This window comes from Pseudomonas sp. GW821-FHT09A09, assembly GCF_059418405.1.
In genome coordinates this window covers 1-24720 of sequence record NZ_JBWKPU010000039.1, presented here as the reverse complement: position 1 = coordinate 24720, position 24720 = coordinate 1, and the positions used below count along the sequence as shown (strand labels likewise).

Below are 24720 nucleotides of genomic sequence, written 5' to 3'. Positions count from 1 at the left end.
TTTTGGGCAAAGCGAACCCGTCGCAGGCCAACAGCAGCCTGCGAGGCGGATTCATCAGGTCACTGGGTTACAGCATCATCGGAGGAAGGCCAGGACTTCGCCCAGCAACAGCTCGGGGGCTTCTTCGGCAATGTAGTGGCCGGCCGGCAGGGCCTTGCCACGCACGTCGGTGGCGACTTTCTGCCACTCCTTGAGGGGTTCGAAACAGCGCCCGACCGTGCCCTCGGCGCCCCACATCACCAGCAAGGGCAGGTTCAGGTGATGGCCGGCGTCGATGTCCGCCTGGTCGTGTTCAAGGTCAATACCGGCGGCAGCTCGGTAGTCTTCGCAGATGCCGGTGGCGCTGCCCGGCAGTTTCAGGCAGCGCAGGTATTCGGCGAAGGCTTCGTCGGTGAACGGCTTGAGCCCGGCGCTGCGGCTGCCCATCACGCTGCGCAGGTACAGCTCAGGGTTGCTCTCGATCAAGGCTTCCGGCAACGGCGCCGGGCGGATCAGGAAGAACCAGTGCCAGTAGGCGCGGGCGAAGGCTTCGTCGGTCTGGGCGTACATCGACAGGGTGGGGGCGATGTCCAGCAACACCATGCGCTGCACGCTGGCCGGATGGTCCAGGGCCAGGCGATGGGCGACGCGGGCGCCGCGGTCATGGGCCAGCACCGAGAACGTGTCAAACCCCAGGGCGCTCATCAGCTTGACGCCGTCGCGGGCCATTTCGCGTTTTGAATAGTTAGTGTGACGCTCGTTGGCTGGCGGCTTGCTGCTGTCGCCATACCCACGCAGGTCGGCGGCCACCACGGTGAAGTGCTCGGCCAGTTGTTCGGCGACTTTGTGCCAGATGACGTGGGTTTGCGGGTGCCCGTGCAGCAGGAGCAGACCGGGACCTGTACCGCCTTTGCGGTAGCTGATGTCCACGCCGTTGACGTGGCAGCTGTCTTTTTGGAATCCGGCAAACATGGAATGACTCCTTGTGATGATTGCCTGCATCCTGAAATCACGCAGCCTTTGGGGCAAGGGGGAAAGCGTGGAGGGGTTGTTCATGAAGTGTGTAGCTGCGGTAATCCATCTCACAAACACCCACCCCTGTGGGAGCTGGCTTGCCTGCGATGGCATCAACGCGGTGTGTCTGATGCACCGAGTTGACTGCATCGCTGGCAAGCCAGCTCCTACAGGGGACATGGCTTGTCAGCTTTGCTGGAACATCTCCATGGCACGCTGGCGGATCTGCGCTTCGGTCAGGTCCTCCTTGTGGGTGGCCAGGAACCACACGTGGCCGAAAGGATCCTTCAGCGTGCCGGAGCGGTCGCCGTAGAACTGGTCCTTGGGCTCGGAGATCGGCGTGCCACCGGCAGCGATGGCTTGTCTGTACTGGGCGTCGACATCCGCCACATACAAATGCAGGCCCACACTGGTATGGCCGTCCCGCGGGCTGCCGAAGGGGCTTTCGTCGCAGGGCGAGCCGAGCATGATCGGCGAGTCGCCAATACGCAGTTCAGCGTGGCCGACCTTGCCGTCGGGCATGTCCAGGCGCATGACCTGGGTGGCATTGAAGGCTTTCTTGTAGAACTCGATGGCTTCGGCAGCCTTGTCGACGCCCAGGTAAGGCGTGAGGCTGTGAAAACCTTCGGGGATGGGTTTGACGCTCATGGCGTTCTCCTTGTTTGAGGTGGGGGAGTCACGGCCGTTTAACTATAGGCCACGTGTCGCGCGGGCTGCGGCCAGCCGACGAGGTGTTCGCCAGGCAACAGTGAACGGGCAGATTGCTGCGCCATCAGCGGGTGTTGCCCGCGTTTTCAGGGCCAAAGTGCCTGTTTCCGGGCTCGGCACAGAAGCTGCAATAGCTCAGGCAAACCATTCGCCCGAGAGCGTTGTATGTCTGTACTGCCTGTATCTGCCGATTACCCGATCCACACCCCCGATGCCGAAATCATTCGCGACGACGCCCACGCCCTTGTCGTTGCCCACCGCGTTGCCGCGGTATTGCTGGAGCAGGACGCCGAGCGCGACCGCACGCGCCACGTGCCCGCCGAAGTGGTCGACCTGTATTCCAACAGCGGCCTGTGGGGCATCAGTGTGCCTCGTGAGTTTGGTGGGGCGCAGGTGTCCTACGCGGTACTGGCCCAGGTGATTGCGATTATCTCGGCGGCTGACCCCTCGCTGGGGCAGATCCCGCAGAACCATTACTGCCTGCTGGAAGACATCCGCCTGCAAGGCACGCCCGAACAGCAGGCGCATTTCTTCGGCCTGGCGCTGCAAGGCCATCGGTTTGCCAATGCGCTGTCGGAAACCGGCGGCAAACATGTGCAGGACATCCAGGCGACGATTCGCCGCGAAGGCGATGGCTACGTGATCAACGGGCGCAAGGGCTATTGCACCGGCTCTTTGTACGCCCATTGGCTGGCGGTGCTGGCGCTGGATGAACAGCAAAACGCGCAACTGGCCTTTGTAAAACGCGGCACCGAGGGCCTGGTGGTGGTGGATGACTGGGACAGCATGGGCCAGCGCACCACCTCCAGCGGCACGGTGCTGGCCGAGCAGTTGCGGGTGCCGGCGTTCAACCTGTTCCCGACGCACAAATCCTACGACTCGCCGACATTGGCCGGCCCTTTCGCCCAGCTGACCACCGCCGCCATCGACGCCGGTATTGCCCGCGCCGCGCTGCGTGACACGGTGCAGTTCGTGCAGCAGTTCGCCCGGCCGTGGATCGATGCCGGTGTGGAAAAAGCCAGCGAAGACCCGTTGACCATCATCCAGGTCGGCGCCCTCGACATTCGCCTGGAGGCCGCTGAAGCCTTGCTGGAGCGTGCAGGTGCAGCCCTGGATGCGGCACGCCCCGCGCCGGACGAAAACAACGTCGCCCACGCCTCCCTGGCGGTGGCCCGGGCCAAGGTGCTCACCACCGAAATCGCCATCGAGGCCAGCAACAAGCTGTTCGAACTCGGCGGCACTCGCTCGACCTTGAAGAAGCACAACTTCGATCGCCATTGGCGCAACGCCCGGGTGCACACCCTGCATGACCCGGTGCGCTGGAAGTACCACGTGGTGGGCAACTGGCTGCTCAACGGCGCCAAGCCGCCGCGTCACGATTGGTCATAAGCCATGGCCGAATTGTTTAAACACATCTACTGGGCCGACATCGGCCAGGCGTGCCTGGAAACCCTGAGCATGCTCGCTGCCGCCCTGGGTTTTACCGTGCTGCTGGGGCTGCCGTTGGGCGTGGTGTTGTTCCTCACCGGTAAGCGCCAGTTGCATGAAGCGCTGGGGGTGTACCGCGTGTTGTCGGTGGTGGTCAACGTGCTGCGCTCGCTGCCGTTCATCATCTTGCTGATTGTGTTGATCCCGCTCACCACCTTGCTGGTGGGCACTTCCCTGGGCGTGCCGGGCACCATCCCGCCGCTGGTGGTGGGGTGCACACCGTTCTTTGCACGGCTGGTGGAAACCGCGCTGCGTGAGGTCGATCGCGGTGTGGTGGAGGCTACCCAGTCCATGGGCGCCAGTACGTGGCAGGTGATCCGCCACACGCTGCTGCCGGAGGCCCGGGGCGGGCTGCTGGCGGCGGTGACCGTGACTTCGATTGTGCTGGTGGACTACACCGCCATGGCCGGGGTGATCGGGGGCGGTGGCCTGGGTGACCTGGCGATTCGCTACGGCTACCAACGGTTCCAGACCGACGTGATGGTGGTCACCGTGGTGCTTTTGCTGGTGCTGGTGCAGGCCCTGCAGATGACCGGTGACCGCTTGGTGGCGCGTTACAGCCGCCGTTGAAACTTATAAAACTACTGCCTTCGGAGCCTTCATGAAAAAGTCCCTGGCCATTTTGGCCGCTGTCCTGTCGTTCAATGCGTTTGCCAACGAGAAGCTGGTGGTGGGCGCCACCCCGGTGCCCCATGCGGAAATCCTCGAGTTTGTGAAGCCGGTGCTGGCCAAGGAAGGTGTGGACCTGCAGATCAAGGTCTTCACCGACTTCATCCAGCCCAACCAGCAATTGGCCCTGAAGAACCTCGACGCCAACTACTACCAGTACCGCCCATTCCTTGATGACTACAACAAGACTCGCCACACCGACCTGGTGCCGGTGGTGGGCGTGCACATCGAGCCCTTTGGCGCGTATTCGACGCGCATCAAAAACATCTCTGAGCTCAAGGACGGCGCCACCGTGTCGATCCCCAACGACCCGGTCAACACCGGCCGCGCCTTGGTGCTGCTGGATGAAGCCGGCCTGATCAAGCTCAAGGACCCAAGCAACACCTTGAGCACGCAACGTGATATCGCGCAAAACCCCAAACACCTGAAGATCCGTGAACTGGAAGGCGCCTTGCTGGCCCGCTCGGTGAGCCAGGTGGACCTGGCGTTCGTGTTTGCCAACTACGCGCTGGAAGCGGGGATCGATACCAACAGCGCGTTGATCGTGGAGAAGGGCAAGTCGCTGTACGTCGAGTACCTGGTGGCCCGGCCGGATAACATCAACGACTCGCGCATCCAAAAGTTGGCCAAAGCCTTGAACTCCGACGAAGTGCGCCAGTTCATCCTGACCCGCTACAAGGGCCAGATTGCGCCGGGTTTCTGACCCGAGCGCAGATCAAATGTGGGAGCTGGCTTGCCTGCGATGGCGTCCGCAAAATCGCCATCGCCGGCAAGCCGGGCTCCTACAGGGATTGGGTTTCAGGTCAGATTTCGGGTGTGGGTTCCAATAGCTGAGCACCCGGCCCACGCTCACCCAACTGGTCGTCCTGGTTACGCAACGGGCATGCCTCCATCGATAAACACCCGCAACCAATACAGCCATTGAGCTTGTCCCGCAGCAACATTAGCTTGTTGATGCGTTCATCCAGGTCTTCCCGCCACTGCGCCGACAACCGTTCCCAATCCTGGGCGGTGGGCGTGCGGCCATCCGGCAGCGTCTGCAACGCTTCGCCAATCGTCGCCAACGGAATCCCCAGGCGCTGGGCGATCTTGATTACCACCACCCGCCGCAGCACATCCCGTGGATAACGCCGCTGGTTGCCCGCATTGCGGTTGCTCTTGATCAACCCCTTGGTTTCGTAGAAGTGCAGCGCCGTCACCGCCACGCCACTGCGGGCGGCCAACTGGCCGACGGTGAGTTCTTTGTTGAGCATGACAATCTCCGAAACAACGCTTGACCTTGACTTAACTAGAGGTTTTACCCTGCGCTGCATCGAATCGCAAGATTCTGCCTACGGAGAGAGGGGAGTGTTCATGCAGGTATCAGAGAAGAATCGCAGTTTCACTCAACTGATCGAGTTCCAGATCGAGCCTCAGCAGCAAGGCGCCCTGGTGGCGGCGTTGTGCACTCAGAGCGAGCGCCTGGCCGAGGGCCATGGCGGTTTTTTGAGTGCAAGCGTGCAGGTCAGTGATGACGGCCGGCGGGTGCTCAATTACCTGCAGTGGCAGTCCCGCGAGGACGGCGAAGCGGCATTCCAGCGCTTTGAACAGGGCGAGGAAGATTTCTGGACCCTGATCCGCGCCCACCAGGCCACGGCCGTGACCTTCGGTTCGTTTCAGGTGCTGCGCAGTTTTGAGCGCAGCCATGACAACGCGTTGCACTGCCGCCTAAATGGATAAGTGCAACATGCGCTCGCCTTGCACGTTTTCGCCGGGGCGACGTTTGTTCACCGCCAGCTCGCCGATCTTGATCAGGCGGGTGCGCGTCACGTTACGGCTCAGGCCCAGCAAGTTGGCGGTGTGCACCTGGTTGTAATGGCTGAAGCGGTAGGCTGCCCGTAGCAGCGCGTCCTCGACTTTTTCGTGCAGGGCGCCGGCCTGTTCCTCGAAGAGTTTTTGAAAGGCGCGCTCCAGCAGGGCTTCGGCGCTGTTGTCGGCGCTGTGCTGGCTGTCGTCCTGACGCTCGATGCGCATGTTCGACAGGCGCAGGTCATCCCGTTCGATCACGCCGTTACGGCAGATCAACAGGGTGTGGTGAATCACGTTTTCCAGCTCGCGGATGTTGCCCGGCCAGCTGTAGCTCTTGAGCTTGTGCTCGGCCTCGCGGCTGATGGTGATCGGGCCGTAGCCCAGGCGCTGGCTGTAGGCCTCGATGAAATGCCGGGTCAGCGGCAGGATATCGCCGGGGCGCTCGCGCAGCGGGCTGAGTTCCAGGCTGACCACATCGAGGCGGTAGTAGAGGTCTTCGCGAAAGTGCCCGGCGTTGATGGCCTTTTCCAGTTGCACGTTGGTCGCGGCCAATACGCGCACATCAATGGGAATGCTCTTGCGTGATCCCAGGCGTACGACTTCACGTTCCTGTAGGACACGCAGCAACTTGACCTGGATCGCCATGGGCAAGTCGCCGATCTCATCGAGGAACAAGGTGCCGCCGTCAGCCTCTTCGAACCAGCCGGCCTTGGCGCTGAGGGCGCCGGTAAAGGCACCTTTTTCATGGCCAAACAGTTCGGCTTCCACCAGGGATTCAGAGAACGCCCCGCAGTTCACCGCCACGAACGGCCGGTTACGGCGTGCGCTGAGGTTGTGGATATGCCGCGCCACCAGCTCTTTGCCGGTGCCGGTTTCGCCGATGATCAGCACGCTGGCTTCGCTGGGTGCCACCTGCTGGATGTGGTCGAGCAGCGCCTGGGATTTGGGGTCTTCGAAGACCTGGGCCGTGGCGCGGATCGAGGTCGCGAGGGCGGGCGAGGGCGGTAGGGTCAGAAGCTGCATGGGCACCTCTCTCAGGAGTAGAACGTGGGAATTGGCAGGGATTGGTTCAAGGCCCAGTCCCCCAGCTCGTGGAGTTTGTAGTCCACCGGGTCGTGCAAGGTCTGGGTGCGCAGGTTGCGCCAGTGGCGGTCCAGGCGCAGTGAGGCGTGGGTGGAGCGTGCGCCGGTGACTTCAAACAGCCGGCTGCACAGGTCCAGGCCCTGGCGAGTGGCGGCGACCTTGGCGGTGGCGATGGCGATGGCCAGTTGACCGCGCTCGGTTTCGCTGAGGTTCGGGCCTTTGGCCCAGGCTTGATCGAGCAACTCGGCGGCGCGCTCCACCATCAGGCGTATCCCTTCGAGGGCGACCCAGAACTCACCGTAGTGATGCAGCACGTAGGGGTCGTGGCGCACGTCATCGGCCGAGGATTTGTGCCACGAGCGGGTTTCGGTGAGGGTGTAGTGCCGTGCTTCTTCAAAGGCACCCTCGGCAATGCCGAGGAACATATGGGTGAACGTCAGCTGTGCAATCAACGGGCGCAGGCAGGCAAAGGGCGTGCTCAGCGGGCCCGGGTCGAGCAGCAGTTCCGACTCCTCGACGCGCACCCGCTCGAAGCTGGCGCTGCCGCTGTCGGTCTGGCGCTGGCCGATGTTGTTCCAGTCATTGTGCAAGGTGATGCCGCTGCGCCCGCTGGGGATGGCGGCGATCAACAGTTTGCCGCCGGCGCTTTCATCGACGGCGGAGGCGATCAGCATTTCCGAGTCACTGGCGCCGGAGCAGAAGCTCTTCTTGCCGGAAAACTCGCGCCAGCCGCCGAAGTCCTTGACCACCGTGCGCGTGTCCAGCGGGTTGAGAGCGTTGCCCCAGAACCAGTTCTTGCGAGCGGTCTGTTCGAACCAGGGTTGCCATTGGTCAGGGCGTGCAAACAGGCGCACGGTGGCGAGCATCAAGTGATGAAAACCGAAGACATGGGCGATGGAACTGTCGACCTTGGCGAACTCACGCACGATGCCCAGGGTTTCACTCCAGCGCGCGCCGAGGCCGCCGTATTGGGTGGGGATGCTCAGGGCCAGCAGGCCGCTTTGACGCAGGGCATCGCGCTCGGCTTTGGGCGTGCCGCCGCGCTCATCGCGCTCGACGGCGGTGAGGGCGAATTCGGCGGCGAGCAATTTGGCGGTCTGCGCAGGCGATGGCAGGACGCTGTGGGGTTTGGCTGTCACGCGGTGTTCCTCAATAAGACGATCGAAATTCGGGCACTATCTGATGGGTGATGACGATTAATGTGGGAGCTGGCTTGCCTGCGATGGCATCACCTCGGTATCACTGAAACACCGAGTCGCCTGCATCGCGGGCAAGCCCGGCTCCCACAGAAAAGCAGTGTCCCCATCAAGCAGATCTCAGCGCTCTCAGGCCTTGTCTTTTGTGGGCAGCACATCGTTGGCAATCATTTCGCCAAACGGGCCCGTGAGGTTGGTGATGCCGCGCCCGGCCAGGCTGGCGTACGGCTCGGGCAGCAGCGGGAACACCAGTTCGGCAAAGCGGTAGGCTTCTTCCAGGTGCGGGTAGCCCGAGAAAATAAAGCTTTCGATCCCCAGGTCCGCGTATTCCTTGATGCGCTCGGCCACTTGCTGCGGGTTGCCCACCAGCGCCGTGCCGGCACCGCCACGCACCAGGCCGACGCCGGCCCACAGGTTGGGCGCGATTTGCAGGTTGTCGCGGCGCCCGTCGTGCAGCGCGGCCATGCGGCGCTGGCCTTCGGAGTCAAAGCGCGAGAACGATTTTTGCGCGGCGGCGATAGTGTCGTCGCTGATGTGTTCGATCAGTTTGTCGGCGGCTTTCCACGCCTCTTCTTCGGTCTCGCGCACGATCACGTGCAGGCGAATGCCGAACTTCACGGTGTGCCCGTGGCGTGCGGCGCGCTCACGCACATCCGCGAGTTTTTGTGCGACGGCAGCGGGCGGCTCGCCCCAGGTGAGGTACACGTCCACCTGCTCGGCGGCGAGGTCGTGGGCGGCGTCGGAAGAACCGCCGAAGTACAGCGGCGGATACGGCTTCTGCACCGGTGGGTAAAGCGCCTTGGCATTCTGTACGCGCAGGTGTTTGCCTTCGAAATCGACTGATTCGCCCTGCAATACGCGGCGCCAGATGCGCAGGAATTCGTCGGTGACCTCATAGCGTTCGCTGTGGTCGAGGAAGCTGCCGTCACCGCGGTTTTCGTCAGGGTCGCCACCGGTCACCACGTTAATCAGCAGGCGGCCATTGGACAGACGGTCCAGGGTGGCTGCCATGCGTGCGGACACCGTGGGCGAGATGATGCCCGGGCGGATCGCCACCAGGTAACGCAGGCGTTCGGTCAGTGGCACCAGCGCCGAGGCGATGACCCAGGAGTCTTCGCACGAGCGCCCGGTAGGAATCAACACGCCGTGGTAACCCAGGCTGTCAGCCGCCTGGGCGACTTGCTTGAGGTAATTGAGGGTGACCGGCCGTGCGCCTTGGGTGGTGCCCAGGTAATGCCCGTCGCCGTGAGTCGGCAGAAACCAGAAAACATCCATGACAAATCCTTAGGCGATTTTCAGCAAAGAAGGGGCGTGCGCTGCAAACAACGGCGCCGCGCGTTCGGCCGCCAGTTGGATACGGGCCTTTAACAACTCGCTGGTGATTTGGTAGTCGGTGAAGTCGGCCTCGGTGGCGTACACGCCAATCGGCAAGGTCAAGGCCTGGAAGAAGCTGAACAGCGGGCGCAACTGGTGATCGAGCACCAGCGCGTGACGCTCGCTGCCACCGGTGGCGGCGAGCAGCACGGGGGTGTTGATCAGCGCGTTGAGGCCAATCAGGTCGAACAAGTGCTTGAGCAGGCCCGGGTAGGAGCCGCGATAGACCGGTGCGGCAACGATCAACAAGTCGGCCTGTTCGATGGCCAACAGTTGCGCTTCGACTTCGGCGGGCAGTTCATCGCGTGACAACGCGCCGCCCAGCGGCCGGGCGATATCGCCCAGTTCGATCACGGTGGCCTGGATCGGCAGCAGGGTGGCCAGTTCAGCCAGCACGGCGTGGGTCAGGACGAGGGTACGGGACGGACGCCAGGTTCCGCCGGAGAGGGCAACGACATTCAGGGGACGGGTCATGAACAGTTCCTTTTTCAACAGTGGTGCATAGCAGGTGAGGTCAAACGTGTTGAGCAAGAGCTGTACCAACGGCGAAAAGCCTTGATTGGCGTGGGCTGCACGCTCACTGCTGAAAAATGAGGCTGTTGTCTGCCTGGTGTTTTGTTGAATGGCTGTTGCCAGGGCAACAGTTGCGTGGCGAACAGTGTCGATCGGGTGTGAGGCAGTTATAGAGGGTTACGGTTATGCCGTAAATGAACATATTTCCATATTTATAGATCGTAAAGAAATATAAAGGGCGCGCTATCGAAGGTGTCTGAACGGTTGATAGCGACTATCACGGCGGTTGATTTTTCGTTGCCAAGGGCCGGGAGTAGCCTGTGTTCATTGACTTGAAACCTCTTTCGCAGGGCCTTCGCCATGAACCATTTCCTCGCCGTTTGCTTGTTGGTTGTCAGCACTGTCTTCGCCGGGTGTGCGACCCATCCTTCCCCTGAGTTGCGCCCTTACACCGCTGAAGAAAGCAAGCAATTGGCGTTGGAAGCGTTGAGCCGGCGCGGCCTGTCGTTTGACGAGTACCAACAGCAGCGCGCTGCGCTGACCGGCCAGCCGCAGAAAGCGTTTGGTTTTGACCAGCAGGCCGAGATGAATGCACAGCAATCGGCTCACCACGGCGGTCGTGCGAGCTGACGCCTATCCGACGGTAGGTAACGGACAGGGTTTGACGGCGAGTTGCCCCCCAACTAGAACTTAGCTGTAGCAAGTCATCGCACCTGAACTGTTGGGTGGATGATTGGGTTGAGTGTCTGTTGGTTCCTGCCTCTATGGCTTTACGCCATGTCGTGGTCACGCAGTGGAATAGCTTTGCAAGACATTCAGAATTGGAGCTCTGAAGCCCACAAGCGTTTTGGATGGGTTTCCTGCCGGGTGTTTCGCAGCAGGACGGTGAATGTGTAGTCCTTCCTGGATGGAAGAACCACTTGGCTTGCCAATGGATCGCAAGTCATGAAGCTATTTCCGCGCTTTTCCCGCGTCTTGTCGATCGGCGTCATCGGCTTGGCGGTACTGGCCGTTCTGCTTTATTTCTTTTACAAACCCGCAGGGGTGGCATTGCCTGACGTGCCTGCCCAGGCGTGTACGGCGCCGGCTTATGAAGCGGGCAAGGTTTATGCGCAGGGCGACCAGGTGCAGAATGTCGGCCGACAGTTTGAATGCTGGAAGGATGAAGAGGCACCGCTGGGTGTCGGCAGCTGGCAATGGTGCAAGCAGCCTGGCTACAACCCAGGCCTGCCCGCCGGTAATGGGGCGGTCATCTGGCCGGACGCCTGGAAAGACCTGGGCGAATGCGGAGGTTTCCAGGGCAACCGGCTGACCTTGAGTTTCGCCACGTTGAGCGGCCGCGGGCCCATCGGCAACCCTGTACCTGGCGTGGCGCGTGCCGATCAAATCGTTACCGGCGTATTGCGTTGCAAGGCCGAAGAGATCCCCATCAGCGCCAAATCTGGCGAGACCCTCCACCTCGACAACTTGAAGGCCTGCGATTACCAATTGGTGATGAACGTGGTGGATGGGTTCGTGCCGTTGAACACGCCACGCATTGTTTCGTTTCTGCGCGAGGAGGGTGAGGAACAAGCCGTCACCCTCAAGTATCGGCCACCGGTAAGGGCGGACAAACTCAGTGGCCTGCCGGGCATCAAAATCGAATTGTTTGCCCAGGGCCTGATTCAGCCCCGGCAAATGGCGATGGGCAAGAACGTGCTGTACGTCGGCTCCAGTGCGATTCCTTCTTACGTCTATGACGGAAAAATCGCCGACATGATTTACGCCTTGCCGCTCGACAGCGCGGGCAAACCGACGGGCATCCATGTGGTTGCCAGTGGCCTGGAAGAGCCCCATGGCGTGGTGTATCGCGACGGTGACTTGTACTACTCGACCACCGGTGGTCTTTACCGCCTGCGCGACGCCGATGCGCACTACAAGGACCCTTCACCCGAGTTGGTGTTCAAGTTCCCAGCCGATGACTCGGTGTTCCCGTTGCCTCCTGTCAGTTCGGGTTCGAGCACACGCTTCTGGCACATGAAGCACCCTCTGCATTTCAATCCGCTGGACCCTACCGATAAGTGGCTGTACAGCGCCATAGGCATACCGTGCAACCTGTGCATGATTCCCGCCGACCCGCGCTATGGCACCTTGTTGCGCTATGACACGGTGACCGGCAAGGCCGAGATCCTGGCTAAGGGCGTGCGCAATTCCGTGGGGTTCGACTGGAACCCCAAGACCGGTGAGATCTGGTTTACCGATAACAACCGCCAGGGGTACCCCAACCCCGATGAGATCAATCGCCTCAGCGGCGCCAACCAGCACTTTGGCGTGCCTTATCTGTTTGGCAAAGGGACGCCGGGGTTTACCGAGGAAGAGTTTCGCAACCCTGGCGTCATTCAGCCGCCGTTGGTGCAGGGGGCGATTGTTTCCGATAAATCCTTGCAGCAGATCGACCCGAAAGACTATGTGCCGGCCGCTTTTGAGCTGGGCACCAACACGGCGCCCCTGGGGCTTAAGTTCTGGGATGGCTTCCCGGCGCGCGCGGGCACCCAGAATATGTTGGTGGCGGTGCACGGCGCGGGTACGGCAGAGCGGCCGGGCATGGACGTGCGGGTCGTGTCGATCCAGGACGGCACGCGGGTGGTCAATCAGATCCCGCTGATCAACGGGTTTATCCAGGATCCTCAACGTTTTGATGTGTATTGCCTGGACGACTCCTGCGTCGGCCGGCCGGCGGACTTCCTCGAGTTGGCGGACAAAAGCCTGCTGGTGTCTGACGATGTCGCCGGGGTGATCTACCGCGTCAGCTACGACCCTGCTGGCCTGCCGGACACGCAACTGACCTTGCGTCCGATGCTGGCGCCTGCGGCTGAACTGGAAGATGAAATGCTCAGTGGCACGCTGGTCTCGCCGGGCGGCAATACCCGGCAGTTCCATGCATCGTTCAATCCTGCGGACAGCGAGGCTGCCTTGATTCTTAAAGGCTTGCCCTACGGCACCTATCAGGTACGACTCAACGACGTGAAAAACTGGATTCCCCAAGTGCGGACCACGCAGGTCATCTTGTCAGCCGAGAACAGCAAGCCGACGCTGAACCTGCAATACCGTGAACGGCCGGTCAAGCTGGACATCAAGATTACGCTGTTGGCACCTCCCAAGCCGGCCTCGGTGACGGCTGCCAAGTGGCACTTCACCGTACAGAAAAAAGACCCCGCAGGTGCAGCACCGGAGGTGGTGGAGGTGCCTTGGGGGGAGAACGTCACCCGGCTTTTCGACTATGGGGAGTACGACATCCTCTACCCCTATTATCCGCAAGAGAAACCGCAGCCTGAGCGCGTGCCCCTGCGTATCAACGAAGAAAGCCAGGACGAACAACTCACGCCGATTGCCTATCGCCACGAGCCGAAGCTGGGCGAAACGGTGCTGGCCGAGGCGTGCACCAAATGCCATGCGGTGGAGTTCTTCAAGAACCTGCGCATGGCCGTTGCGTGGAGCGCTGCGGGCCAGGATGCGCTGGTAAGGCAGATTCAGAGCATGCCGGTCGCCGGGCATTGTGATACCACCTGTGCCACCGAGATCAGCAAGCACTTGTTTGACGTGGTGTGGGCGCCCTACCTGAGCCCGAACGATGCGTATGGCTTGCGGCAGGTGCGGCTGTTGACCCGTGATGAATACGCCAACAGCGTCTGGGATGTTTTGGCGGTGGCGGTTAACACCGAAAAGTTGCCTGCAGATAAATCGGAAAAAGACTTCAAGTACCCGGGTGAAGCCAGCATGGGATTCCTGCAGGCTGAAGACATCAGGCAACTGTATGACATGGCCGTCTCCATCGCCGAGCGGGTGTCGCCCGAGCAGGTCAAACGGCTTGAATCCGCCACCAATAGCCAGTCGGTGGGGGCGCTGGGTTACAGGCTGTTTCGTCGCCATCTGACCGAGGCAGAGCTGGCGCGTTATCAGGCTGTACTCGATGAGCACGGGGAGCCGGCGCTGGTCACGGCATTGTTGCTGTCCCCCCACTTCCTGTATCGCTCTGAGCTGGGTCAGGCAGTGGCAGGGCAAGGCGGCGTCTACAAGCTGACCCCTTACGAGGTGGCGACGGCGTTGTCCTACACCTACCAGGGCACTACTCCGGATGCGCAACTGTTGGCCAAGGCTGAGCGCAATGAATTGCAGACCCAGGAGCAAATAGCGGCCGAGATCGACCGGATGCTGCACACCGAACGTGGCCTGGAACATTTCAATCGGTTCATCAGTTACTACATCAAGACCCAGCGCGGCGTGCAGGAAAAACCGGGATTGGATGCGTCGATGATCCAACTGATGACTCAGGAGCAAGCATTGTTGACCCGCCATGTCATGCGTGACGGCAGGGGCACGCTGGATGAGTTGTTCAACCCTGGTGTGACGTTCCTTAACCGGGCACTGGCCGAGCACTACGGTATCAGTGGGGTCACGGGCGATGCGATGCAGAAGGTGGCCGTGGATGAGAAGCGCGGTGGCTTGCTGCATTTGGGACTGTTCCAGGCGGCGACTTCTGACTACAAGGTCACCTCGCTGGTCAAACGTGGCATCGCGATTCGCGAAAACCTGTTCTGCCGGGAGTTTGGTGCGCCCGTCGAAGCCGAGCCGACGGAGCCCACTTATCCGCCGCGCGCCATCACGACCCGTGAACGCTGGGACCTGGTGAACGGTGAGCAGGCTTCGGGGGGGCGCTGCTGGCAGTGCCATCAGTATATGAACGACACCGGTTCGTCGATGGAGCACTACGACGCCACTGGGCGCTATCGCCTGCAGGAGCAAGCCTACAACTACGCGCAGTTTCCTGTGCAGTTGCCGATCAAGTCGTCTGGCCCGTTCATTGGCGTCGACGGGACGGTGCCTATCGAGGATGTGCGAGACATCTCCAAGTTGATCGCACACAACTCGGCATCGATGTTTTGCATGGCAGACAGCTACTTCCGTTTTGCCTCGGGTAACAAATCCGACGAGTCCACGTCCGCAACGGTCAAGGCGATTACCGACGGGTTGAAGGGCACCGGCTCGTTGCCCGCGATGTTGCGAACGCTGGGCACTTCCAACGCGTTCCAATTCAAGACGCAGAGGGATTGATCATGGATATCTTGAAGAGCCGTCGTCGTTTCCTGGCCGGGCTGGCCGCCATGGGCGTGTTTGCACCGCTCACGCAGTGTGGCCTGGCACGCATGGCCTTGGCGGGGCAAACCCAGCAAGCCAAGCTCAAGGTCGTGTTTTTTGTGGTGCCGGATGGCTTGGCGGTGGACTCTGCGTCGGCTTATTCCAGCGATGGACGAGGCCTTTGGCATCCCAGTGCCAGTGCTCTGGATACCTCCGACTTTCAGCTCAATGAAGTCAGCCAGGAACTCGCTGCGTATAAAAGCCAGTCCCTTTATCCGCGTGGCATCATTCTTGGGCCGGGCAATGAAGGCCACAACGGCTGGACATGGGCCTTGCGCGACCGTGAGAAGAAAATGGCCTCCATTGATGTGTTGCTGGGACGGCACATGCCGGGTACGGACCCGTCCCAGCGCAGTCTTTTTTCCGGGCCGCACTCGGGGATTGATGGCACTGCCTGGCAGGTCTCGTGGGAAGGACCGGAAAGTGGGGGCGCGATGCGCAGGCCTGAGCAGGATCCGGTGTTGATGTACGAGAAGATCTTTGGCTCCGTCAGTCGTGACCTGCGCGATCAACTGACGCGCAACAAGCATGTGTTCGACCCGGTACTGGCTGACATCAACGAACTTCGAAGCAAGCTCGCCGGTGCGCAAAAACAGAAGCTCGACACGCAGCTTGATTCTGTAGAGCAAACCATGAAGGACATGGAGGAAACGCTGCCGCCGATTGGTGAGTGTTCACCGCTGGCGTTGGACGAGGTGCCGTTCAAGTCTGCGCAGTTTCGTAATCAGGTACAAAGCAGTCATCATCAAGTGGTTGCGACGGCATTGGCGTGCGGCATCACCCGTGTTGCCACGATTCAGGTGGGGCGTTCGGCGGAGTCGCTCAATATCCTGGATGTCAGCGACGTGACCAACCCCCATGATTGTGCGCACCGTTATGCTGGACTGGAAGTGTGGAAAAAATCCCGGCAGTGGTACACCCAACGGGCCAAGCTATTTATGGATGAGCTGGCACGTCAGGCAGATCCTGATGTTCCCGGTGACAGTTTGCTCAAGCACACGCTGGTGGTGTTCACCAGCGAGATGGCTGATGGTGCGCCGGAACATACCAAGGACATGCCGCTGGTGTTGATGGGTGGCGCGAGCAATTTGCTCAAGAGTGGGGACGGCGCAGGGCGTTATTTCAATATCACGGCACAGGGCGACCGGCATCAGGAAGGCAACCCGGTGATCGGCAATACCATGGTCGATATGCAGCGCATCTGGGCCACTATCGCCAGGGCCGCGGGAACAACCGTGCCATACGGCGGGAATGTGGAACCGGTGACGGGGATTTTCACCAACGTTTAAACCGCCGCCAATACGACAAAATGCCGAAAAGTCTGTGGGATCGACTTTTCGGCTTTTTTTATTTAGGCCCAATCGTTCTAACGGCCCCATCGTTCAGGCTGTTAAGCTGAAAATCAGGAGCGTTCCTACGCCTATCTGCAATAACGTGGTCTTTCTTTTATGGCATCCAGTCGGGTAAACCTGACGGCCCTTGTTCTGGTCGATGCCCCTGGGAGCGTCACTCTCGGGACATGCTCTGCGAGTCTTTAATGTCATGAATAAACGTCCGTTGTATTTCGACTACGCCGCCACCACTCCGGTGGATGAGCGGGTCATCCAGGTGATGGTCGAGTGCCTGGGTTTCAATGCCAATTTCGGCAACCCTGCGTCCAGCTCCCATGCGTTTGGCCAGGCGGCCCGGCAAACGGTCGAGCAGGCGCGTCGCCAGGTGGCCGAGTTGGTGGGGGCCCAGGCTGAGCAGATCGTCTGGACCTCCGGTGCCACCGAATCGAATAACCTTGCCATCAAGGGCGTCGCCCAGGCGCGCGGTATAGCGGGTGGGCATATCATCACCAGCCAGATCGAGCACAAGGCAACCCTGGACACTGCGCGGCAGTTGCAGGAGGCCGGCGTGGCCGTGACCTACCTGGTGCCGGATGCCCAGGGCCTGATCAGCGCCGATGCGGTGAGCGAAGCGTTGCGTGAAGACACCTTCCTGGTGTCGCTGATGCTGGTCAACAACGAGCTGGGCACCCTGAACGACATCCCTGCGATTGGCGCGCGCGTGCGTGAGCATGGCGCGCTGCTGCATGTGGACGCGGCGCAAGGGGCGGGCAAGGTGGCGATCGACCTGGCCCAGTGGCCGGTGGACCTGATGTCGTTTTCCGCACACAAGTTGTATGGGCCCAAGGGGATCGGCGCGCTGTACGTTGGGCCACGGGCGCAGCAGAAAGTGTTGGCGCAGATTCACGGCGGTGGCCACGAGGGCGGCTTGCGCTCCGGCACCCTGGCGACTCACCAGATTGCCGGCATGGGCACCGCGTTTGCCTTGGCGGCACAGTCGTTCGCTGCAGAGAAGGCCGCGATTATCGCCCTGCGTCAGCGTCTGTTGGATCAATTGGCGTCTGTCGCAGGCGTGCGCCTGAATGGCAGCCCCACCCAACGCATTCCCCACACCCTGAGTCTTACGTTCGACGAGGGTGAGTTCAACTCCGCTGCGTTGAGCGCAGGGATTGCCTTTTCGGCCACGTCGGCCTGCAATTCGGCGAGCAACGCCCCGTCCCACGTGCTTCTGGCCCTGGGCCACGATGCCCGCAGCGCCGGGCGCACCATTCGCCTGAGCCTGGGCCGGTTTACCACCGAGCAGGACGTCGACCAGGCGGTACAACTGATCAAGGCGGCCCTGGCCAGTGCACCGGCGTTCTGGGCGGTCTGAATTTCCAATCGCAACACATAACAATTATTCGTGGTTAGCAGGAGACACAATGAGTACGCAGCCTTTGACCCATGGAACGGTTCCCCAGCGCCTGGCGCATACCCGCGAACTGATGAGCCGCGAGGGCGTCCACGCCCTCCTGGTGCCGTCGGCGGACCCGCACTTGTCGGAATACTTGCCGGGTTACTGGCAGGGGCGCCAATGGTTGTCGGGGTTTCATGGCTCGGTGGGGACATTGATTGTCACCGCCGATTTCGCCGGTGTCTGGGCCGATAGCCGGTATTGGGAACAGGCGACCAAGGAACTCAAGGGCAGTGGCATCGAGCTGGTGAAATTGCAGCCTGGCCAACCCGGCCCGCTGGAATGGCTGGCGGAGCAGACCCCGGAAGGCGGTGTGGTGGCAGTGGACGGCGCGGTGATGGCGGTGGCGTCGGCGCGCACCTTGGGGGCAAAACTGGCGGAGCGTGGTGCACGCTTGCGTACCGATATCGACCTGCTCGATGAGGTGTGGAAGGACCGCCCGGCGTTGCCGAACCAACCGATCTATCAGCACTTGCCGCCCCAGGCCACCATCAGCCGTGCTGAAAAGCTCGCCGCCTTGCGGGCGAGTTTGAAAGAGAAGGGCGCCGATTGGCACTTCATCGCCACCCTGGATGACATCGCCTGGCTGTTCAACCTGCGCGGCGGTGATGTGTCGTTCAACCCGGTGTTCGTGTCCTTTGCGTTGATCAACCAACAGCAGGCCACTTTGTTTGTGGCGCTGAGCAAGGTCGATGCCGAGTTGCGCGCCGTGCTGGAGCAAGATGGCGTCATCCTGCGCGATTACAGCGAAGTGGCCGAAGCGTTGCGCGCTGTGCCGTCGGGTGTAAGCCTGCAAGTTGACCCGGCTCGCGTCACTGCGGGCTTGCTGGAGAATCTCGACACCGGCGTCAAGCTGATCGAAGGGTTGAACCCGACTACATTGGCTAAATCCCGCAAGAGCCTGGCGGACGCGGAACACATTCGCCAGGCCATGGAGCAAGACGGCGCAGCCCTGTGCGAGTTCTTCGCCTGGCTGGACGGCGCGCTGGGCCGTGAACGCATCACTGAACTGACCATTGATGAGCACCTGACCGCCGCCCGTACCCGTCGCCCGGGTTACGTGTCGCTGAGTTTCAACACTATCGCGGCGTATAACGCCAATGGCGCGATGCCGCACTACCACGCGACCGAAGAAGAGCACGCGGTGATCGAAGGTGACGGCTTGTTGCTGATCGATTCGGGTGGCCAGTACTTGGGGGGGACCACTGACATCACGCGGATGGTGCCTATCGGTACGCCGAGTGAGGAGCAGAAGCGTGACTGCACACGCGTGCTGAAAGGTGTGATTGCCTTGTCCCGTGCGCATTTCCCCAAAGGCATTCTGTCGCCTTTGCTCGATTCGATTGCGCGCGCGCCGATCTGGGCCGAAGGCGTGGACTACGGCCACGGTACCGGGCACGGGGTAGGTTATTTCCTCAATGTGCATGAAGGCCCGCAAGTGATTGCCTACCAGGCGGCGACCGCGCCACAAACCGCGATGCAAGCGGGGATGATCACTTCGATTGAGCCGGGGACTTATCGCCCGGGTCGTTGGGGGGTGCGAATCGAAAACCTGGTGCTGAACCGTGAAGCGGGCAAGACTGAGTTTGGGGAGTTCCTCAAGTTTGAAACTCTGACCTTGTGCCCGATTGATACCCGTTGCCTGGAGCCTTCGTTGCTGACGGCAGAGGAGCGTGAGTGGTTCAACGCCTATCACGCAGAAGTGCGTGAGCGCCTGAGCCCATTGCTCAGTGGCGCGGGGCTTGAGTGGTTGCAGGTGCGTACGGCAGCTATTTGATCGGTTGCAGCTCGGGGGCCTGGGCCAGGGCGTCGGCGAGGTAATCGACGAACGCCTTGACCCGGGCCGACTGGCGACGATTGGGGGCCGACACCGCATGGATCGGCAGTGACTGCGGGGTGTAATTCTGCAACAGCGCTACCACGCGGCCAGCTTTCAAGTCGTCGTAGAACAGCCACAGGGGCGACAGCGCAATGCCGAGCCCCGTCAACACCATCTCCCGCACCGCTTCGGAGCTATTGCTCTGGGCGTTGCCGGTGATGCGCACGGTGTGTCGCGTACCCTCTTTTTCGTAGGTCCACTGGTTCTGGCTGCTCAGCAGGTTGAAGAGCAGGCAGTTGTGCTGGGCGAGGTCCTTTGGAGTTTGCGGGGCGGGGTGTCGGGCCAGGTAGGTCGGGCTGGCCAGGGTGACGCGATGGGTGGTGCCGATTTGCCGGGCGATCAGGCCGCTGTCGCGCAACTCGCCAATGCGCAAGGTGACGTCCAGGCCTTCGCTGACCAGGTCTTGCAGTTGATCGCTGAGTTGCAGGTCCACCTGCACGTCGGGGTATTGCTGCAGGAAGCCACTCAGCCGTGAGGCGATATGCAGGTGGCCAAAACTTACTGATGAGCCGATGCGCAGGGGGCCGGCGATGCTTTCCTTGCCGGTTTGGAAGCTGTGTTCCGCAGCATCCACGGCGGCGAGGATTTCTCGACAATGGGTGTAGTACCGCTGACCTTCGTCGGTCAGGGACAGGTGGCGGGTGCTGCGGGAGATCAGTTTGCCGCCCAGTTCTTGTTCCAGGGCGCGCAACACTTTGCTGATGGTGGGCTGGGTGGTCTGCAGTTCCCGGGCGACGGCGGAAAAGCTGCCCCGCTCGATTACTCGCACAAAAATCGCCATTGCGTGGAGCTTGTCCATGGAAGTGCCTCATTCATGCCGTATGCGCATGGGTACTATAGCGTTTTAGCGTCTTATCGGCATGAGTCTGCGGGTGGATCATTGGCCTCACTTTCAATGAACCGAGATTACCGAAATGACCGATACGACTGAAATGCAGGCGCTGGTGGTGGATTCCGTCGACGCACCTTTTCGCCTGATGGCCATCGCCAAGCCGGTGGCGGGCGCTGGGCAAGTGCTGGTGCGTATACACGCCGTCGGCCTCAACCCTTTGGATGCGAAAGTTCGCGCAGGCCAGGCGGCACATGCTCAACAACCGTTGCCTGCGATCCTGGGCATGGACCTGACGGGGACTGTCGAAGCGGTGGGTGCGTTGGCGGGTGAATGGCAGGTAGGCGATGAGGTTTACGCGTTAGGGGCAGGGATTGGCGGTGCGCAAGGCGCGTTGGCTGAATACGCGGTGGTCGATGCGCGTTTGTTGGCGCGAAAACCGGCGTCCTTGAGCATGCGTGAAACCGCTGTATTGCCGCTGGTGCTGATCACGGCCTGGGAAGGCTTGGTTGACCGTGCTCATGTAGGCCCGGGGCAAAAAGTCTTGATTCAAGGTGGCGCTGGGGGTGTGGGGCATATCGCGGTGCAATTGGCCCTGGCTTATGGCGCAGACGTTTATGCGACGGGGTCTGCGAAACACCGGGCGGCCATTGAAGGGTTGGGCGCCACCTTTATCGACTATCAGCAACACACGGTGGAAGCGTATGTGGCGCTCTACACCGAGGGTGAGGGGTTCGACATTGTGTATGACACCGTTGGCGGCGCGACGCTGGATGCCTCGTTTCGCGCGGCCAAGACCTATCACGGCCATGTGGTGAGCTGCCTTGGTTGGGGGCAGCATAGCCTGGCGCCTTTGTCGTTTCGCGGGGCGACCTATTCGGGTGTCTTTACATTGTTGCCGTTGTTGACAGGCAAGGGCCGCGAGCACCACGGGCAGATATTGGCCGAGGCGGCCCGCTTGATCGACGCCGGCAAGCTGAAGCCGATCATGGACCCGCATCATTTCGATCTGCTGAATGCCAATGCCGCTTACGATTTGCTCGCAAGCGGTGCTCAAGGACGCTTGGCGATCGAGATCTAGCGCAGGGCTTCGCGCACAAAATCCAGACGGTCCTGACCGAAGAACAGCCGGTTGCCTACAAACAGGCTGGGGGCGCCGAACACGCCGCGCTGCACGGCTTGTTCGGTCTTGTCCTTGAGTGCGGCCTTTACGGCGTCATCGTTGGCCAGGGCCAGGACTTCCTCCGGGTCAAAACCGTGTTCGGTCAGGACCTGCGCTACCACAGCGGGGTCGCCCAGATGGCGGCCTTCTACCCACAGGGCTTTAAACAGGCAATCAATAAAACTGAGGAAGCGTTGTGGTTGGTGCATCTGAATGCCGGTGACGGCCCGCATCAGCCCCAAGGTGTTGATGGGGAAGTGCGGGTTGAACGTGAGGGGCACGTTGTAGCGTTGGGCGTAGCGCGCCAGGTCATCGAACATGTAGCGGCCCTTGGCGGGAACGGTGATGGGAGAGGCATTGCCGGTGGCTTTGAACACGCCGCCCAATAACATGGGTTGGTAGACCAGTTGCGCGCCGGTTTCAGCACACAGCGCAGGCAATTGGGTGTAGGCCAGGTAGGTGGCGGGGCTGCCGAGGTCGAAGAAGAATTCCAGGGTTTTACTCATGGTCGGTGCTCGCTGCTTATTGTTATGGGGTGTTTACCAGGGCTCGTTCCAGGGGCGCAGGTCCAATTCAAAGGTCCAGGCGTCGCGTGGCTGACTGTGCAGGTACCAATAGTTGTCGGCGATGTGGTCGGGATTGAGGATGCCGTCCTGATCTTTAAGGGCGTATTTCTGCGGGAAATTGTCGCGAATGAAGTCGGTGTCGATGGCGCCGTCGACCACCACGTGGGCCACGTGGATGTTCATGGGCCCAAGCTCCCGCGCCATGCTTTGCGCCAAGGCGCGGATACCATGTTTGGCGCCGGCAAACGCGGCAAAGCCCGCGCCGCCACGTAAACCTGCGGTGGCGCCGGTGAACAGGATGGTGCCGCGGTTGCGGGTGACCATGCGCTTGGCCACTTCCCGCGCATTCAGGAAACCTGAGAAACAGGCCATCTCCCAGATCTTGAAATACTTGCGGGCGGTTTCTTCGAGGATGCTGCACGGTACGTTGGCGCCGATGTTGAAGACGAAGGCTTCGATGGGGCCCAGCTGAGTCTCGATCTGTTCGATGAGCGCGATGACATCGTCTTCCTTGCGCGCATCACAGGCAAAGCCGTGGGCTTCGCCACCCGCTGACTGGATGCTGTCGACCAGAGGCTGCAATTTGTCAGCGCTGCGACGGGTGACGCAGGCCACATAACCTTCGCGCGCGAAGCGTTTGGCAATGGCGCCGCCGGTGGCATCACCGGCACCCACTACCAATACGATTTTCTTGTTGTGTGTCATGGGGACTCCATAGGCTCGATTATCGAGCAGGAGTCTAGACGTCGCGTTGCGAATGCCGGGGTTGTCTGAAGAAATTAATGTGAGCAGTCAGAAGAGGACTGCTCAGGCGGTTATTTGCAGATGACAATCATGCTGCGGCTTGTGTAGCCGGCCGGGTTGAGGCCGAAAGGGTAGTCCCCTGGCTCTTCCGAGTTGTCACCGGACTTAGCGATAACGCGATAACCCTTGGCGCCGCATGAATTGGTTGCACTGGTGTAGCACTGATCCCAGGATGAGGACAGGCCGGAACAGTTGATATGCAGCCCTTTTTTGCCCCGTTTCACTTCTGTCTTGGTGGTCGCGGCACAGCCAGCCATGGCCACGACCATTAACAGTATCAAAATTCGCTTCATTCCTATCCTTAATAGCCGCTTCGCCAAAAAGGCTCGAAGCAGGCTCTACTCGCTCTCGAGTGTAGCGTTCGTGCTGTCCTTGTCGAAATTCTCCATGAATGACATTCGTTTACGACATAAACATGGCCTAAATGAACGGCAAATACTAGAGCTACTTTTAAAGATGATTAATCTGCCGGCACCAGTGGTTTGGATTCGTTGCGCATGGTCAGGGTGGCACCTACGGACGCCAGAATGATGCAGGTGATGGCCATCCATTGTGCGAAAGACAGGTGCTCTTGCAGGAAAAACAGACCAGAGAGCGCTCCGAATGCGGGTTCGATGCTCATCAGGGTGCCGAAGGTACGGGCGGGAAGACGGGTGAGGGCAACCATCTCCAATGTGTAGGGGAGGGCGGTGGACAGAATGGCCACGCCGATGGCGATGGGGATCAAGGCGGGTGTCAGAAGCGCCGTGCCTGCGTGCACGATCCCAATCGGCGCGACAAACAGTGCGGCGATCATGACGCCGAGGGCGGCTGTCTGGACGCCATTATCATTGCCAGCCTTTTGGCCAAACAGGATGTAGAGCGCCCAGCAGACACCGGCGCCGAGGGCGTAGGCAGCACCTGTCAGGTCGATACCGCTGCTGGCTTCGCCTGTGGGGATCAATAGAAGCAAGCCTGCGACTGCGAGGGCAATCCACAGGAAGTCGACTGCTCGGCGGGAAGCATAGATGGCCACTGCGAGCGGGCCGGTGAATTCCAGCGCTACGGCGATGCCCAGAGGGACCGTGCGCAAGGACATATAGAAGAGGAAGTTCATCCCGCCCAGTGCCATCCCATAAACGATGACGGTGCGCAGGGACTTGGCCGTCAGCTTGGCGCGCCATGGGCGTAATAGAAGCAGCATGATTACGCTGGCGAATATCAGGCGCAGGGTGGTGGTGCCTTGTGCGCCGACGATAGGGAACATGCTCTTGGCCAGCGAGGCGCCTGACTGGATGGAAGCCATGGCGATCAGGAGCAGGCCGACTGGAAACAGCGCAGAAGCCAGGCTGCGGGGGGAGGTGGTCATTGGGGATGTTCGTCCGAAGTCTTGGTAGAGGAGCAGAAGCCGCTATGATGCTTAACTGCTTGGCGTTGAGCAATATATTGCTCAGCAATACTGAGTGTCCTCTTTATATAGGCGCTTTTCGGACATTTGGTGTGGGTTGATAGAAAAGTTGAATTAAGGGTTGACGGGCGATTTCAGAAGTCTATAATTCGCCCCACTTCCGGCGCAGTCGAAACGGAAAACTCCTTGGTAAACAATGAGTTATGTAGGTTTTGATGGTAAGTTGCTTCAGTTCATCGAAGCCAAAAAGGAAGTTGAAAAAGAGGTGTTGACAGCAGCGTGTAACGCTGTAGAATTCGCCTCCCGCTGACGAGAGATCGGA

Annotated in this window: 22 protein-coding genes; 10 read left to right on the top strand and 12 right to left on the bottom strand. The window is 60.7% G+C overall.

The window, feature by feature from the left end:
- Positions 1 to 75: 75 nt before the first annotated feature.
- Complete coding sequence (locus AC07OV_RS25910; RefSeq protein ID WP_495093250.1) at positions 76 to 951, bottom strand: alpha/beta fold hydrolase; 876 nt, start codon at positions 949 to 951, stop codon at positions 76 to 78.
- 228 nt (positions 952 to 1179) lie between these two features.
- Positions 1180 to 1641 carry a VOC family protein gene (locus AC07OV_RS25905; protein WP_176996404.1) on the bottom strand — a complete coding sequence of 154 codons (462 nt, stop codon included), beginning with the start codon at positions 1639 to 1641 and terminating at the stop codon, positions 1180 to 1182.
- A 225-nt stretch (positions 1642 to 1866) separates the two neighbouring features.
- Between AC07OV_RS25905 and AC07OV_RS25900 the strand changes: the two genes are divergently transcribed.
- From AC07OV_RS25900 to AC07OV_RS25890, 3 genes are read left to right on the top strand one after another with little or no spacing between them, the layout of a single operon-like run.
- Entirely contained in the window at positions 1867 to 3090 is a 1224-nt protein-coding gene (locus AC07OV_RS25900; RefSeq protein ID WP_495093249.1) for an SfnB family sulfur acquisition oxidoreductase, read from the top strand.
- A gap of 3 nt (positions 3091 to 3093) precedes the next feature.
- Positions 3094 to 3759, top strand: a complete 666-nt coding sequence (locus tag AC07OV_RS25895; protein ID WP_176996402.1) for a methionine ABC transporter permease — start codon at positions 3094 to 3096, stop codon at positions 3757 to 3759.
- Positions 3760 to 3790: 31 nt separating this feature from the next.
- Positions 3791 to 4561, top strand: a complete 771-nt coding sequence (locus tag AC07OV_RS25890) for a MetQ/NlpA family ABC transporter substrate-binding protein (protein WP_495093248.1) — start codon at positions 3791 to 3793, stop codon at positions 4559 to 4561.
- A gap of 100 nt (positions 4562 to 4661) precedes the next feature.
- Here the strand turns inward: AC07OV_RS25890 and soxR are convergent, their stop codons facing one another.
- Positions 4662 to 5111 (bottom strand): redox-sensitive transcriptional activator SoxR, encoded by a 450-nt coding sequence (soxR, locus tag AC07OV_RS25885; RefSeq protein WP_176996400.1) that lies wholly within the window; start codon positions 5109 to 5111, stop codon positions 4662 to 4664.
- Positions 5112 to 5211: 100 nt separating this feature from the next.
- Here soxR and AC07OV_RS25880 point away from each other — a divergent pair, with 100 nt between their 5' ends.
- A complete protein-coding gene (locus tag AC07OV_RS25880; protein WP_495093247.1) occupies positions 5212 to 5577 on the top strand; it encodes an antibiotic biosynthesis monooxygenase in 366 nt (121 codons plus the stop codon).
- On the opposite strand, the gene AC07OV_RS25875 is transcribed toward AC07OV_RS25880, so the two are convergent.
- From AC07OV_RS25875 to msuE, 4 genes are all read right to left on the bottom strand, one after another.
- Entirely contained in the window at positions 5566 to 6669 is a 1104-nt protein-coding gene (locus AC07OV_RS25875; protein ID WP_176996398.1) for a sigma-54 interaction domain-containing protein, read from the bottom strand. The two genes, AC07OV_RS25880 and AC07OV_RS25875, sit on opposite strands and share 12 nt — an antisense overlap.
- Positions 6670 to 6680: 11 nt before the next feature.
- A complete protein-coding gene (locus AC07OV_RS25870; RefSeq protein ID WP_495093246.1) occupies positions 6681 to 7868 on the bottom strand; it encodes an acyl-CoA dehydrogenase family protein in 1188 nt (395 codons plus the stop codon).
- A 186-nt stretch (positions 7869 to 8054) separates the two neighbouring features.
- Positions 8055 to 9200: an FMNH2-dependent alkanesulfonate monooxygenase gene (gene ssuD / locus AC07OV_RS25865; protein WP_495093245.1), complete on the bottom strand. Its 1146-nt coding sequence runs from the start codon at positions 9198 to 9200 to the stop codon at positions 8055 to 8057.
- Positions 9201 to 9209: 9 nt separating this feature from the next.
- Positions 9210 to 9773 carry an FMN reductase gene (gene msuE / locus AC07OV_RS25860; RefSeq protein ID WP_176996395.1) on the bottom strand — a complete coding sequence of 188 codons (564 nt, stop codon included), beginning with the start codon at positions 9771 to 9773 and terminating at the stop codon, positions 9210 to 9212.
- A 399-nt stretch (positions 9774 to 10172) separates the two neighbouring features.
- Between msuE and AC07OV_RS25855 the strand changes: the two genes are divergently transcribed.
- From AC07OV_RS25855 to AC07OV_RS25835, 5 genes are all read left to right on the top strand, one after another.
- Positions 10173 to 10442: a hypothetical protein gene (locus AC07OV_RS25855; protein ID WP_495093244.1), complete on the top strand. Its 270-nt coding sequence runs from the start codon at positions 10173 to 10175 to the stop codon at positions 10440 to 10442.
- Between the two features lie 315 nt (positions 10443 to 10757).
- Entirely contained in the window at positions 10758 to 14903 is a 4146-nt protein-coding gene (locus AC07OV_RS25850) for a DUF1592 domain-containing protein (RefSeq protein WP_495093243.1), read from the top strand.
- A gap of 2 nt (positions 14904 to 14905) precedes the next feature.
- Positions 14906 to 16276 carry a DUF1552 domain-containing protein gene (locus AC07OV_RS25845; protein WP_494998439.1) on the top strand — a complete coding sequence of 457 codons (1371 nt, stop codon included), beginning with the start codon at positions 14906 to 14908 and terminating at the stop codon, positions 16274 to 16276.
- Between the two features lie 253 nt (positions 16277 to 16529).
- The gene (locus tag AC07OV_RS25840) at positions 16530 to 17690 is read left to right on the top strand and encodes a cysteine desulfurase family protein (protein WP_495093242.1); all 1161 of its coding nucleotides are present in this window, start codon (positions 16530 to 16532) and stop codon (positions 17688 to 17690) included.
- 49 nt (positions 17691 to 17739) lie between these two features.
- The gene (locus AC07OV_RS25835; protein WP_495093241.1) at positions 17740 to 19548 is read left to right on the top strand and encodes an aminopeptidase P family protein; all 1809 of its coding nucleotides are present in this window, start codon (positions 17740 to 17742) and stop codon (positions 19546 to 19548) included.
- Here the strand turns inward: AC07OV_RS25835 and AC07OV_RS25830 are convergent.
- A complete protein-coding gene (locus AC07OV_RS25830) occupies positions 19541 to 20449 on the bottom strand; it encodes a LysR family transcriptional regulator (protein WP_495093240.1) in 909 nt (302 codons plus the stop codon). The genes AC07OV_RS25835 and AC07OV_RS25830 overlap by 8 nt on opposite strands.
- A 115-nt stretch (positions 20450 to 20564) precedes the next feature.
- Between AC07OV_RS25830 and AC07OV_RS25825 the strand changes: the two genes are divergently transcribed.
- Entirely contained in the window at positions 20565 to 21560 is a 996-nt protein-coding gene (locus AC07OV_RS25825) for a zinc-dependent alcohol dehydrogenase family protein (protein ID WP_495093239.1), read from the top strand.
- Here AC07OV_RS25825 and AC07OV_RS25820 read toward each other — a convergent pair.
- The 4 genes from AC07OV_RS25820 to rhtA all read right to left on the bottom strand — a co-directional run bounded on the left by AC07OV_RS25820 (position 21557) and on the right by rhtA (position 24359).
- Entirely contained in the window at positions 21557 to 22147 is a 591-nt protein-coding gene (locus tag AC07OV_RS25820; RefSeq protein ID WP_495093238.1) for a 2-hydroxychromene-2-carboxylate isomerase, read from the bottom strand. The two genes, AC07OV_RS25825 and AC07OV_RS25820, sit on opposite strands and share 4 nt — an antisense overlap.
- Positions 22148 to 22180: 33 nt before the next feature.
- Positions 22181 to 22912 carry an SDR family oxidoreductase gene (locus AC07OV_RS25815; protein ID WP_176996386.1) on the bottom strand — a complete coding sequence of 244 codons (732 nt, stop codon included), beginning with the start codon at positions 22910 to 22912 and terminating at the stop codon, positions 22181 to 22183.
- 110 nt (positions 22913 to 23022) lie between these two features.
- Positions 23023 to 23304, bottom strand: coding sequence for a hypothetical protein (locus tag AC07OV_RS25810; RefSeq protein WP_176996385.1), 282 nt, complete (start codon positions 23302 to 23304; stop codon positions 23023 to 23025).
- A gap of 167 nt (positions 23305 to 23471) precedes the next feature.
- Entirely contained in the window at positions 23472 to 24359 is an 888-nt protein-coding gene (rhtA, locus tag AC07OV_RS25805) for a threonine/homoserine exporter RhtA (RefSeq protein ID WP_176996384.1), read from the bottom strand.
- Between the last annotated feature and the right edge of the window lie 361 nt (positions 24360 to 24720).

What these genes read in the sequence shown, in the direction of transcription:
- AC07OV_RS25830 (WP_495093240.1), bottom strand. Translation starts at nt 20,449, where the DNA reads ATGGACAAGCTCCACGCAATGGCGATTTTTGTGCGAGTAATCGAGCGG.
- AC07OV_RS25890 (WP_495093248.1), top strand. Translation starts at nt 3,791, where the DNA reads ATGAAAAAGTCCCTGGCCATTTTGGCCGCTGTCCTGTCGTTCAATGCG.
- AC07OV_RS25815 (WP_176996386.1), bottom strand. Translation starts at nt 22,912, where the DNA reads ATGACACACAACAAGAAAATCGTATTGGTAGTGGGTGCCGGTGATGCC.
- soxR (WP_176996400.1), bottom strand. Translation starts at nt 5,111, where the DNA reads ATGCTCAACAAAGAACTCACCGTCGGCCAGTTGGCCGCCCGCAGTGGC.
- AC07OV_RS25840 (WP_495093242.1), top strand. Translation starts at nt 16,530, where the DNA reads ATGAATAAACGTCCGTTGTATTTCGACTACGCCGCCACCACTCCGGTG.
- AC07OV_RS25810 (WP_176996385.1), bottom strand. Translation starts at nt 23,304, where the DNA reads ATGAAGCGAATTTTGATACTGTTAATGGTCGTGGCCATGGCTGGCTGT.
- msuE (WP_176996395.1), bottom strand. Translation starts at nt 9,773, where the DNA reads ATGACCCGTCCCCTGAATGTCGTTGCCCTCTCCGGCGGAACCTGGCGT.
- rhtA (WP_176996384.1), bottom strand. Translation starts at nt 24,359, where the DNA reads ATGACCACCTCCCCCCGCAGCCTGGCTTCTGCGCTGTTTCCAGTCGGC.
- AC07OV_RS25875 (WP_176996398.1), bottom strand. Translation starts at nt 6,669, where the DNA reads ATGCAGCTTCTGACCCTACCGCCCTCGCCCGCCCTCGCGACCTCGATC.
- AC07OV_RS25820 (WP_495093238.1), bottom strand. Translation starts at nt 22,147, where the DNA reads ATGAGTAAAACCCTGGAATTCTTCTTCGACCTCGGCAGCCCCGCCACC.
- AC07OV_RS25835 (WP_495093241.1), top strand. Translation starts at nt 17,740, where the DNA reads ATGAGTACGCAGCCTTTGACCCATGGAACGGTTCCCCAGCGCCTGGCG.
- AC07OV_RS25895 (WP_176996402.1), top strand. Translation starts at nt 3,094, where the DNA reads ATGGCCGAATTGTTTAAACACATCTACTGGGCCGACATCGGCCAGGCG.
- ssuD (WP_495093245.1), bottom strand. Translation starts at nt 9,200, where the DNA reads ATGGATGTTTTCTGGTTTCTGCCGACTCACGGCGACGGGCATTACCTG.
- AC07OV_RS25845 (WP_494998439.1), top strand. Translation starts at nt 14,906, where the DNA reads ATGGATATCTTGAAGAGCCGTCGTCGTTTCCTGGCCGGGCTGGCCGCC.
- AC07OV_RS25825 (WP_495093239.1), top strand. Translation starts at nt 20,565, where the DNA reads ATGACCGATACGACTGAAATGCAGGCGCTGGTGGTGGATTCCGTCGAC.
- AC07OV_RS25910 (WP_495093250.1), bottom strand. Translation starts at nt 951, where the DNA reads ATGTTTGCCGGATTCCAAAAAGACAGCTGCCACGTCAACGGCGTGGAC.
- AC07OV_RS25880 (WP_495093247.1), top strand. Translation starts at nt 5,212, where the DNA reads ATGCAGGTATCAGAGAAGAATCGCAGTTTCACTCAACTGATCGAGTTC.
- AC07OV_RS25905 (WP_176996404.1), bottom strand. Translation starts at nt 1,641, where the DNA reads ATGAGCGTCAAACCCATCCCCGAAGGTTTTCACAGCCTCACGCCTTAC.
- AC07OV_RS25900 (WP_495093249.1), top strand. Translation starts at nt 1,867, where the DNA reads ATGTCTGTACTGCCTGTATCTGCCGATTACCCGATCCACACCCCCGAT.
- AC07OV_RS25855 (WP_495093244.1), top strand. Translation starts at nt 10,173, where the DNA reads ATGAACCATTTCCTCGCCGTTTGCTTGTTGGTTGTCAGCACTGTCTTC.
- AC07OV_RS25850 (WP_495093243.1), top strand. Translation starts at nt 10,758, where the DNA reads ATGAAGCTATTTCCGCGCTTTTCCCGCGTCTTGTCGATCGGCGTCATC.